The sequence below is a fragment of the Loigolactobacillus backii genome, assembly GCF_003946275.1.
Lineage (GTDB): Bacteria > Bacillota > Bacilli > Lactobacillales > Lactobacillaceae > Loigolactobacillus > Loigolactobacillus backii.
The window spans coordinates 29,597-41,505 of sequence record NZ_RHNQ01000017.1; the positions used below are offsets into that span (position 1 = coordinate 29,597).

General features: G+C 40.8%; 8 protein-coding genes. 6 read left to right on the forward strand and 2 right to left on the reverse strand.

The window, feature by feature from the left end; translation table 11 throughout:
* Nucleotides 1-37: 37 nt before the first annotated feature.
* Nucleotides 38-658: a glycerol-3-phosphate 1-O-acyltransferase PlsY gene (gene plsY / locus EKM61_RS04635; RefSeq protein ID WP_178378329.1), complete on the reverse strand. Its 621-nt coding sequence runs from the start codon at nt 656-658 to the stop codon at nt 38-40.
* A 305-nt stretch (nt 659-963) separates the two neighbouring features.
* Here plsY and parE point away from each other — a divergent pair, with 305 nt between their 5' ends.
* From parE to pflA, 4 genes are all read left to right on the forward strand, one after another.
* Nucleotides 964-2,976, forward strand: a complete 2,013-nt coding sequence (gene parE, locus EKM61_RS04640; protein ID WP_068224188.1) for a DNA topoisomerase IV subunit B — start codon at nt 964-966, stop codon at nt 2,974-2,976.
* 18 nt (nt 2,977-2,994) lie between these two features.
* Nucleotides 2,995-5,454, forward strand: a complete 2,460-nt coding sequence (parC, locus tag EKM61_RS04645; protein ID WP_068224190.1) for a DNA topoisomerase IV subunit A — start codon at nt 2,995-2,997, stop codon at nt 5,452-5,454.
* A gap of 369 nt (nt 5,455-5,823) precedes the next feature.
* Nucleotides 5,824-8,085 (forward strand): formate C-acetyltransferase, encoded by a 2,262-nt coding sequence (pflB, locus tag EKM61_RS04650; protein ID WP_068224192.1) that lies wholly within the window; start codon nt 5,824-5,826, stop codon nt 8,083-8,085.
* Between the two features lie 167 nt (nt 8,086-8,252).
* Entirely contained in the window at nt 8,253-9,068 is an 816-nt protein-coding gene (gene pflA, locus EKM61_RS04655) for a pyruvate formate-lyase-activating protein (protein ID WP_068224194.1), read from the forward strand.
* 78 nt (nt 9,069-9,146) lie between these two features.
* Here pflA and EKM61_RS04660 read toward each other — a convergent pair whose 3' ends face one another.
* Nucleotides 9,147-9,593 carry a universal stress protein gene (locus EKM61_RS04660; protein ID WP_068224197.1) on the reverse strand — a complete coding sequence of 149 codons (447 nt, stop codon included), beginning with the start codon at nt 9,591-9,593 and terminating at the stop codon, nt 9,147-9,149.
* 194 nt (nt 9,594-9,787) lie between these two features.
* On the opposite strand from EKM61_RS04660, the gene EKM61_RS04665 reads away from it, so the two are divergent.
* Nucleotides 9,788-10,744, forward strand: a complete 957-nt coding sequence (locus EKM61_RS04665) for a LysR family transcriptional regulator (protein ID WP_068224198.1) — start codon at nt 9,788-9,790, stop codon at nt 10,742-10,744.
* 43 nt (nt 10,745-10,787) lie between these two features.
* Nucleotides 10,788-11,717 (forward strand): manganese-dependent inorganic pyrophosphatase, encoded by a 930-nt coding sequence (locus EKM61_RS04670; protein ID WP_068224200.1) that lies wholly within the window; start codon nt 10,788-10,790, stop codon nt 11,715-11,717.
* Nucleotides 11,718-11,909 lie beyond the last annotated feature (192 nt).

Consider the following 11,909-nt stretch of genomic DNA (forward strand, 5'->3'; position numbering starts at 1 on the left):
TCCCTATTTTTATTTTTGACCGTTTTAGTGATCATATTTATTTCGGTTTGTGGTAGTGAAAGCCAAATGGCACCTTACTTTCCGTTCCATTTTTAATTCGTTTAAGATTGTCGCGGTGTAAATAAATGATAAAGACCATTAAGATTGCCGCAACAATGGTTAAGACACTGTCGTGGAAGAATAAAGATAGTATGACTAAAATAATCATCCCCAGCGTGCTGGCCACGCTGACCATGCGGGTGAAGTAAACTAGGCTACCAAAGACGAGCCAGCTTAAAGCAAAGAATAATGGATTATACCCTAGAACCATGCCGGCACTTGTCGCAACTGCCTTTCCACCATGAAAGTGATTGAAAATCGAAAACGAATGGCCAATAACAGCGGCCACACCGACAATCAGCGGATTAAACAGTGGGTGACTGAAGCTTTGAAAGAAATACGGTAGACAGGCCGCTAGAGTTCCTTTCAGCATATCCATAAATAAAACGACAATGCCTGCTTTTTTACCAAGGACGCGGAACGTGTTGGTGGTTCCAATATTGCCGCTGCCAAGTTTGCGAATATCCTTATGAAAAAAAAGTTGCCCGACCCATAAACCAGAAGGAATTGAACCAAGTAGGTAGGCTAATACAAACATGATAATTATTTTTAAAGTCACGACGGAGTCCCCCTCAATGTCGTTACTAAGATAGTGAGAAACTTAGTGTATTTTAGCATGTTTTGGCTCGTTTCGCCAAACATGGCGTAAAAAATGTGTTAAAATAGATTATCGAATATACGTTCCCTTTTTGACTTTTTAGCATTAATTTAATAAGGTATGATAGTGACTTAACACTATAAATTAAAAATTTGATAGTTAGTTTACTTTGAGAATGACTGTTACGTGATTATTGTAACAGTCATTTTCACGGAAACATAACTTTAAGTTGCCAGTATAATTTTAAAAATCAAGGAGTTTTTTGAATGAAACAGCAAAAAGTAACCTATGATGATTCATCAATTCAAGTGCTTCAGGGTTTGGAAGCCGTTCGTAAGCGGCCAGGTATGTACATTGGCTCCACGGACAGCAAAGGTCTCCACCATTTGGTTTATGAAATTGTGGATAACGCCGTTGATGAAGCATTAGCGGGTTTTGGTAAAGAGATTGATATTACAATCCACGCGGATAATAGCGTTACCGTTCGGGATTTTGGTCGGGGAATGCCAACCGGGATGCATTCTTCTGGTATTCCCACGATTGAAGTCATTCTAACCGTGCTTCACGCCGGCGGTAAGTTTGGTCAAGGTGGCTATAAAACTTCTGGTGGGTTACATGGTGTCGGTTCTAGTGTGGTTAACGCCTTGTCCGAAACTTTGACGGCGACAGTTGTTCGCGATGGTCAAAAGTTTCAGGAGAAGTTTCATAATGGTGGTCAACCAGTAGGTACATTGAAAAAATTGGGTAAAACCCGGGAACCAAACGGAACAACGATTACCTTTAGGCCCGATGCCACGATTTTTACGACGATCAACTTTAATTTTGCAACGTTGGCGGAACGAATTCGTGAGTCGGCTTATTTGTTGCGTGGGGTTAAATTCACTTTTACGGATGAGCGTGGCGAGGGTCAACAGGAAATTTTTCATTATGAAGAAGGTATTAAAGAATTTGTTGGTTACCTAAACGAAGATAAGGATGTCTTAGGGCCAATTATGGATTTCACCGGAACTAAGGATGGTATTTACGTTGAGTTTGCCGGCCAGTATAACGACGGCTATTCCGAAAACATCTTATCTTTTGTTAATAACGTGCGCACCAATGACGGCGGAACCCATGAGGCGGGTATGAAGACGGCCTTAACCCGGTCCTTCAACGATTACGCCCGGAAGATGAATTTGTTAAAGGAAAAAGATAAGAACTTAGAAGGCTCTGATGTTCGTGAAGGCTTGGCGGCCATTATTTCAATTCGGGTTCCCGAAGAAATTTTGCAGTTTGAAGGCCAAACTAAGGGTAAATTAGGGACACCGCAGGCCCGAGCCGCCGTTGATAATGTCATTGGTGAAAAGTTGGCCTATTACCTACTTGAAAATGGCGATTTTGGTCAAATGATGGTTAAAAAGGCCATCAAGGCCCGTGATGCCCGGCAGGCCGCCCGTAAGGCCCGGGATGATAGTCGAAATGGTAAGCGTAAGAAAAAAACCGAGCGCCTATTATCCGGCAAACTAACACCAGCCCAATCGCGCAATAGTAAACGCAATGAACTATACCTAGTCGAAGGTGATTCCGCCGGCGGTTCGGCCAAACAAGGCCGTGATCGTAAATTTCAGGCGATCTTACCATTACGGGGTAAGGTCATTAATACGCAAAAGGCCAAAATGGATGATATTTTAAAGAACGAAGAAATTAGCACGATGATTTATACGATTGGTGCCGGTGTTGGACCGGAATTTAACGTTGCGGATAGTAATTACAACAAAGTCATCATTATGACCGATGCGGATACCGATGGTGCCCATATTCAAATCTTACTGTTGACCTTCTTTTACCGTTACATGAAGCCGTTAATCGAGGCCGGCCGCGTTTATATTGCCTTACCACCACTTTATAAGTTGCAAAAAGGTAGTGGTAAGAGCCTTAAAATGAGTTACGCGTGGACCGATGAGGAACTGGCGGCCCAAACTAAAATCTTTGGTAAGGGCTTTAATTTGCAGCGCTTTAAGGGTCTTGGCGAAATGAATGCTGATCAATTGTGGGAAACTACGATGGACCCGGCAACGCGGACGTTAATTCGTGTTCGGATTGATGACGCTGCTTTGGCCGAACGCAGGGTGACCACTTTGATGGGTGATAAGGTTACCCCCCGCCGGAAATGGATTGAAAAGAACGTTGAATTTTCAATGGAAGAAGAAGGCAGTATTCTGGAGACAAAGACGGCCGGCCATTCCGGATCGGTTAAGGCGGCTGAAAAAGAGATCGATTTATTTGATAAAGGTAAATAAAGTGAGTGGTGAAATTTAATGAGTGAAAACCAAGAAAACATTCAAGAACTAACGCTTGAAGAGGTTATGAGTGATCGTTTTGGACGGTATGCCAAGTACATTATTCAAGAACGTGCCCTACCAGATATTCGGGATGGCCTAAAGCCGGTTCAGCGACGAATTCTTTACGCAATGAATCAAGACGGCAATACTTATGATAAGGGCTTCCGTAAATCGGCTAAATCAGTGGGGAACGTTATGGGTAATTTTCACCCCCATGGTGATTCAAGTATTTACGAGGCGATGGTCCGCTTAAGTCAGGATTGGAAACTCCGGGCACCGTTAATTGATATGCACGGTAATAATGGCTCAATGGATGGTGATTCACCGGCCGCAATGCGTTATACTGAGGCACGACTTAGTAAAATAGCCGGTGAGTTATTAAAAGATATCGATAAAGACACCGTTGATTGGGTGCTAAATTTTGATGATACCGAAGAAGAACCAACTGTTTTGCCAGCACGTTTTCCTAATTTATTGGTCAATGGGGCATCCGGCATCTCTGCCGGCTACGCAACAGAAATTCCACCGCATAATTTGACTGAAGTTATTGATGCATTAATTTACTTAATCGATAACCCCCAGGCCTCATTGGATAAACTAATGACCTACGTCAAGGGGCCAGATTTCCCTACTGGTGGCATTATTCAAGGGCTAGACGGTATTCGGCAGGCCTACGAAACGGGAAAAGGACGGATTGTTGTTCGCTCGAAAACCAGCTTTCAGGAATTACGTGGTGGCCGTCAACAGATTGTGGTCAGTGAACTACCATATGAAGTTAATAAAGCAGTCTTAGTTAAACGAATTGACGAAATCCGGCTATTGAAAAAAGTCGATGGTATTTCTGAGGTTCGAGATGAAAGTGATCGGCGGGGGATGACCGTTGTGGTCGAACTTAAGAAAAATGCCGACGGACAGGGAATTTTAAATTATTTATTGAAGAATACTGATTTACAAATTACGTATAACTTCAATATGGTTGCGATTAATAAACAACGGCCTGAACAACTGGGACTAAAACCAATTTTAGAGGCTTATCTGGCACACCAACGTAATGTTATTACGAAGCGGACCCAATTTGATTTGAAGAAGGCACAAACGCGGCAACACATTGTCCTCGGATTAATTAAGGCTCTGTCAATTCTGGACCAAGTTATTAAGGTAATTCGCCAAAGTGAAAATAAAAAGAATGCCAAAGATAATTTGGTGACCTCTTTTGCGTTCACGGATGCTCAGGCCGAAGCCATTGTTTCGTTGCAACTGTACCGCTTAACGAATACGGATATTACGGCTTTACGCAGGGAACAAGCAAACTTGGCCGAAATTATCAAAAATTGTCAGCAAATTCTAAATGATCCAAGTGAATTGGCAAAGGTTTTGAAAAAAGAATTACGCCAAATTAAGAAGGATTATGGCACGAAGCGTTTAAGTGAAATTCAAGCTGAGATAGAGAATATTAAAATCGATACTAAGGTTTTAGTTCCAGAAGAGGATGTTATCGTTGCTGTAAGTCATGATGGTTATTTGAAGCGTAGCAGTCTACGTTCGTATAATTCAACGACCAATGATGATAATGGGCTTAAGGAAGATGACTTTTTAATTTTTCAACAAGTTTGCAGTACGTTAGATCATCTCTGGTTGTTCACTAATAAGGGAAACTTTATTTACCGAACGGTTTATGAACTGGCTGATGTTCGCTGGAAGGATACTGGCGAACACATTTCACAGACGATTGGGTTGGACGCCGACGAAGAGATAATCCAAACTTTTGCTTTCTCCGATCTTCAGCAACCTGGTTACTTTGTATTGGCAACGACGGATGGTTACATTAAGCAAACACCATTCAAGGATTTCGCACCAACGCGAACCTACAAAACACGTGCGGCACAAGCAATTAAATTAAAAGCAAGTTCGACCGACGTTACTGACGTTATTTACGTTTTACCGGAGACTAACCTCGATGTTTTTCTGGCCAGTCAGCACGGTTACGGACTGCGTTACGCCTTAAGTGAAGTTCCGGTAACAGGCGCTAAGGCAAGCGGAGCCAAGTCAATGGCCTTGAAAGATGATGATTCGGTGGTGAATTTGGCCTTAGTTTCACCTGATGAGGCAACTCCCGTGGTGATCATTACGCAACGTGGTGCTTTAAAACGAATGAACGCTCAAGAAATTACAAAGACAACTCGCGCTCGCCGGGGAATGTTGTTACTTCGTGAATTAAAACGTAATCCACACCGGGTTCAAATCATGACAACGGCACCAAAAGATAAGGTGTTAATTGTCCAGACAACAACCCGAAAGAAGTTCACTTTAACAATGGGTGAACACCCACTTGCCGATCGCTATTCTAACGGCTCTTTCGTGATTGATACCGTTAAAGATGGCATCCCTGTTTTGGCTTATCCAGTAGTTGAAACTGAAATTGAGCCACAAGAGTAATATCTTGTTCTCTTCAAAAAGATTGATCAGAAGTTATTTTGCAAGTTTAATTTGTAAAATAACTTCTTTTTTTGCGGAAAAAGGCTATTTCTTTACTCAATAAATAATTTCTGTTATAAAAGTAATACAGACTGTACCATTTTCAAATATAACAGTGTAACCGATTAATATAGTACAGCGAGCGTATTCTTCGTACTTAAATGAATTTAAGGCCACATAACAGTTTGTTGGAGAACAAAATAAGATAAATCGGTCTAGATATTGATAGTATAATAAAGAAAGGGCTTGCAAAGAACAACGGCTATGTTATACTAACTTATGAAAACTGTTACACAAAGTTTGTTAGAATTCACTAGGGAGGTACAAAGTATGAAAGAACTTAAAACCGAAACAACACAGAATTATTGGGATGGTTTCACTGCAGGTGACTGGCAGGGTGAAATTGATGTTCGTGATTTTATCCAGCAAAACTTGACCCAATATGATGGTGACGAAAGCTTCTTGGAAGGCCCGACTGAAGCAACAACAACGTTAAATAATAAAGTTATCGCATTGAAGCAAAAGGAACGTGAGGCTGGTGGTGTCTTAGACGCAGACACAAAGGTTCCAGCTACCTTAACTTCACATAAAGCAGGTTATATTGAAAAAGATCTAGAAAAAATTGTTGGTTTACAAACTGACAAACCGTTAAAACGTGCCTTTATGCCCTATGGTGGTATTAGAATGGCAGAAGATGCGCTGGAAGCTTATGGTTATAAACCGGATCCAGAAATGCACAAAATCTTTTCTGAATGGCGTAAAACACATAATCAAGGTGTTTTTGATGTTTATACACCAGATATGCGCAAGGCGCGCCATTACAAGATCGTAACTGGTTTACCTGATGCTTATGGGCGTGGCCGCATTATTCCTGATTTACCACGGGTTGCCTTATATGGGATCGACCGTTTAATTGAAGACAAGATGGCCGATGGTGCTAATTTAGGCGACGGTGAGATGACTGATTCTGTACTTAGATTACGTGAACAAGTTAGCGAACAAATTCGTGCCTTAACTAACATGAAGGAAATGGCCGCTAGCTATGGTTATGATATTTCACGGCCAGCCGCTAACGCACAGGAAGCCGTTCAATGGTTATACTTTGGTTATTTAGCCGCAATCAAGACCCAAAACGGTGCTGCAATGTCCGTTGGCCGAATTGATGCCTTCATGGATATTTTCATCCAGCGTGATCTTGATAAAGGCTTAATCTCCGAGAAGGACGCGCAAGAATTAATTGATCAATTCGTTATGAAATTACGTTTGGTTCGTTTCATTCGGACACCTGACTATAATGATCTGTTCTCTGGTGATCCAATTTGGGCTACCTTATCAATGGCCGGTGTTGGCATGGACGGTCGTCATCATGTTTCTAAGACTTCATTCCGTGTTTTGAAGACCTTAGAGAACATGGGCGCCGCACCAGAACCAAATATCACCTTACTTTGGGACAAACGCTTACCAGATGGCTTTAAACGTTATGCTTCTGAAGTTTCAATTGATAGCTCAACGATTCAATATGAAAACGATGAATTATTACGTGACCAATGGGGAACAGACTATTATGGCATTGCTTGCTGTGTTTCCGCACAACCTGTTGCTGATGGTGTTCAATTCTTTGGTGCTCGTGCCAATCTTGCTAAGGCAGTTCTTTACGCCATTAATGGTGGTGTTGATGAACTTGCTGGCGCACAAGTTGGCCCCAACGCTGAACCAATTACAAGTGATTACATTGATTATGATGAATTCATGCGTAAGTTTAGCGTTCAGACAGATTGGTTAGCCGACGTTTACGTTAACGCTTTGAATGCCATTCACTATATGCATGACAAATATGACTATGAAGCTGAAGAATTGGCACTTAAGAACACGCGCCTTGATTATACTTTTGCAACTGGTATTTCTGGTTTGTCACACGCCATTGATTCGATCTCCGCAATTAAGTACGGCCACGTTAAGATTATCCGTAATGAAGCTGGGATTGCAGTTGACTTCAAGGCTGACAATGATGATTACCCACGTTATGGTAATAATGATGATCGTGCGGATCAAATTGGTAAAGATTTGATCAAACAATTCTATAACAAGATGAACACGCATCATTTATACCATGATGCCAAATTATCAACATCAGTTCTCACCATTACATCTAACGTTGTTTATGGTAAGAATACTGGTACAACACCAAATGGCCGCCAAGCCGGCGAACCATTCTCACCCGGTGCTAACCCAGCCTATGGCGCCGAAAAGAATGGGGCCTTAGCTTCATTAATGTCAACTGCTAAATTACCATATAAATACGCAACTGATGGTATCTCAAATACATTTGGGGTAACACCACGTACACTTGGTAACGATGTTGAAGGCCAAAAGGATACCTTAGTTAACATGGTTGATGGTTACATGGAAAATAAGGGCATGCATTTGAACATCAATGTCTTTAATCGTGATACATTACGTGACGCTCAGGCTCATCCTGAAAAGTACCCAACCTTAACCGTTCGGGTTTCCGGCTACTGTGTCTACTTCGCCGATTTAACGAAAGAACAACAAGATGATGTTATTTCACGGACGTACTTTGAAGCGATGTAACTAAAAAGTTAGAAAGTGGATGAGTTTTCATCCACTTTCTAGTAAAGAGCATTAAACTACGAGTGTTTAGAAAATTGCTAGAAAAACACTAGTAAAAGTAACTTTCAAACGTGATCTAGGTTTAGTGTTCTTTACTAGAAAGTAGTTTCTTACTAGGGGTGACAGTTATGAAAATTTATGAACAAGATTTATCCGCAGCAACTGCGGTTACAGATAAAGCACCAATCGGTTACGTTCATTCAATCGAAACGTTTGGTTCAGTTGATGGACCCGGAATCCGTTACGTTGCGTTTCTACAGGGTTGTCGCATGCGTTGCCAATTTTGCCATAATCCAGATACTTGGAATATTGGAACAGGTGACGAGGTGACGGCTGACGAGATGTTAGCGGATGCTAAACGCTACCGGGCCTTTTGGGGCACACAGGGCGGCATCACAACTAGTGGTGGCGAGGCCTTACTGCAAATTGATTTTATTCTTGATTTGTTTAAGAAGGCCAAGGCAGATGGTATTACAACCTGTTTAGATACCTGTGGTCAACCGTTCACCCGCAAACAACCGTGGTTTGGTAAGTTTGAAGAGTTAATGAAATACACTGATATTTCAATGGTTGATATCAAACAAATCAATCCCCGGGAGCATAAACGGTTAACTGGTTGGAGTAATGAGAATATCTTTGATATGTTAGATTATATGCTGGAACACGATAAGCACGTTTGGATTCGCCATGTCTTAGTTCCGCAACGGACGGATTATGATTATGAATTGATTCAGATTGGTAATTACATTAAAACGATCGCACCAATCGTTGATAAAGTGGAAATATTACCTTACCACACAATGGGCGTTCCTAAGTATGAGGAACTAGGTATTAAGTACCCCTTAGATGGCATTGAACCACCAACGACATTACGGGTTAAAAACGCCGAACGCCTATTGCATACCAGCGATTACACGAATTACAAAAATTTTCCTAATTATTAAAGAAACAATAAAAGACTAGGACATTTGTCCTAGTCTTTTACTGTTTCCGAACATTTCTTAGATTGTTTTGGGGGAAAGTTACTTTTCTTCGTGATCGGTCACAACTAAAAGTGGTGTTGTCGCGTGGCGGACAACATAAGCGGTTGTTGATCCAAGGATGAGGCGTGATAGCGCATCAATCCCTGATTTACCAATAACAATGAGATCTGCCTTATATTCTTTAGGTAAATCCTCGGCAATTAAGTTTTTTGGAACACCATATTTAACGACTGTTTTAACGTTAACATTTTGCTCTTTGGCACTTTGTTCGGCAACTTCCAGGAGCTCAGTTGCCCGGCTTTTTAAGTTATCTAGTAAGTTACCAGAAACCGTCAAACCGTAGCCATAGGGGACATACTGCATGTCATTAACGATTGAAACAATATAAAGTGTGCTGCCAAATACTTTTGCGAGCTGAATGGCCTCCTCAACTGCATGATTGGCATTAGGACTACCATCAGTGGGAACTAAGATTGTCTTGTACATCGTTATCACCCTTTCTTGTATTTCAATTTTAGTATAACGAGAATTAGCAATTATTAATAGTTTTATGCATTGACCTAATATTAAAAGCCTATTTTTTAAAATTTTATTGGGATTTTAGGCATTTTAAATTGCTTTTATTTATGTAATTCATTATGATAGTCATAGGTATTTCACTATAGAAAAGAGGGACCAAATTGAAGACAAAACAAGAAAATATCTTTTCTTCTAAAACGTTAACTTATTTCTTACAACTTGCGGAGACAATGAACTATACGCAGGCTGCCCAGCTTTTAGGAATCACACAACCAGCGTTAACCCAGCAAATTAAGAAGTTAGAACGAACCGTTGACGCGCCATTATTTTACTCGGTTGGTAAGAAATTACATTTATCTGATGCCGGACGGACAATGCTGAAAACAACGCACGAAATTTATGACCTTCTAAATCAGGCGACGGATGAAATTCAGCAAACAACCAGCGCAACTCAAGGTAAAATCTCAATTGGTTTATTGGCTTCCATTGAGGACCGTGTGTTAGAAGATTTTGCAATTAAGTACTACAAACAAAATCCCAAAATTGAACTAAGTTTTCACATGTTAACCCGTAAAGAAATTTGGGAACGACTTGAAAATAATCAGATTGATTTGGCGGTAATGTATTTACCTGATGATAGTATTAAAAATTGGAAACCATACCAGTCTAAAAAAATCATTAGTGAAGATCTGCTTTTCTTACACCATAACGAAAAACTGGCTAAACGAAAGAAGATTAAGTACAAGGATACGATTGATAATGATTGGGTGACTTATCCCGGCCAATATTATTTAAATTCCTTTATTAAAGAAGCCTATAAGAACCAATTGGTTGATGCGCCAAAGAGTGTGGCTCATTTCACGACGCCTAATCAGATTATGCGTTTCTCCAACGCTACTGGGCTTTACACGGCCTTACCGAATTCATACGTTCAGGCTAATGCCGCTACGGCCAATTTATGGTCGGCGCCATTTGATCCGGCCATTCGCTTTGATTTAGCCTTTGTTTTCCGCAAAGAAAAGAATCAGATTCCGCGGATTGCTAATTTCTTAAGTGGATTTGATCAATATATTGCGACGGAAGATTATATTTCACGCCTCAAATCAATTACGGAATAAATTAATTATTCAATATTTTAATTACTAAGGAGTGTTTTGTTAAATGAGTAAGCAGTTAATTTTTGGACACCAAAATCCAGATACTGACGCTATTGTGGCTGCAATGGCATTTTCATACTTGGAAAACAAGTTGGGTAAAGAGACAGAGGCCGTTGCGCTGGGGGAACCCAATGATGAAACTAAATTTGTTTTAGATCATTTTAATGCAAAAGCACCTCGTGTCATCACCTCTGCAGCTGCAGAAGTGAGCCAGGTAATGTTGGTTGATCACAACGAGGCCCAGCAGAGCGTGGCCGATATTAAGGACGTTCAAGTAGTTGCGGTTGTTGACCACCATCGAATTGCTAACTTTGAAACGGCTAACCCTTTATTTTATCGTGCTGAACCAGTAGGGTGTACCAGCACTATTTTAACTAAGTTATATCATGAAAATGACGTGGTTATTCCTAAACAATTAGCTGGTTTAATGTTGTCAGCAATCATTTCTGATACGTTGTTGCTAAAATCCCCAACGACTACCGACGATGATCGCCAGGCCGTAAAAGAATTGGCTAAATTGGCTGGTGTGGACGAAAATCAATATGGGTTAGAAATGTTGCGTGCCGGAACTAACGTTGATGATAAGTCTGCGAGTGAATTAATTGATGCGGACGCCAAATCATTTACGATGGCCGGTAAATCAGTTCGCGTTGCTCAGATCAATACTGTTGACGTTAATGATATCTATAAACGTCAGGCTGATTTTGAAGCTGCCATTACTGCCGCAAATAAGGCTGAAGGCTATGACTTGTTTGTTTTGATGGTCACTAACATTTTAGATAGTGATTCTGATGTGTTGGTGGTTGGCGGACCAACTGCACCAGTTGAACAAGCATTTTCTGCTAAACTAACCAATAAACGCATCGCCTTACCTGGGGTTGTTTCACGTAAGAAGCAGATTGTCCCACAATTAACTGATGCTTTTAATGCTTAAGTAATTAAAAATAGTGGCTCTCTGTCAAATCCTGTTGATAGCCAATTTTACAGCGTTAGAAGTTAGGCAACTTCTAACGCTGTTTTTTTATTTGGTTTGGTGCGCATTTGTTGTAGTTTGATCCGTGAAACTAAATGGTGATAGTTACGAAAACCAAAAGCCGTTCGCTGGATCTGTTTGATCATACGATTG

Coding starts and splice junctions, on each gene's coding strand:
- parC (WP_068224190.1), top strand. CDS start 2,995: ATGAGTGAAAACCAAGAAAACATTCAAGAACTAACGCTTGAAGAGGTT.
- parE (WP_068224188.1), top strand. CDS start 964: ATGAAACAGCAAAAAGTAACCTATGATGATTCATCAATTCAAGTGCTT.
- EKM61_RS04670 (WP_068224200.1), top strand. CDS start 10,788: ATGAGTAAGCAGTTAATTTTTGGACACCAAAATCCAGATACTGACGCT.
- EKM61_RS04660 (WP_068224197.1), bottom strand. CDS start 9,593: ATGTACAAGACAATCTTAGTTCCCACTGATGGTAGTCCTAATGCCAAT.
- pflA (WP_068224194.1), top strand. CDS start 8,253: ATGAAAATTTATGAACAAGATTTATCCGCAGCAACTGCGGTTACAGAT.
- pflB (WP_068224192.1), top strand. CDS start 5,824: ATGAAAGAACTTAAAACCGAAACAACACAGAATTATTGGGATGGTTTC.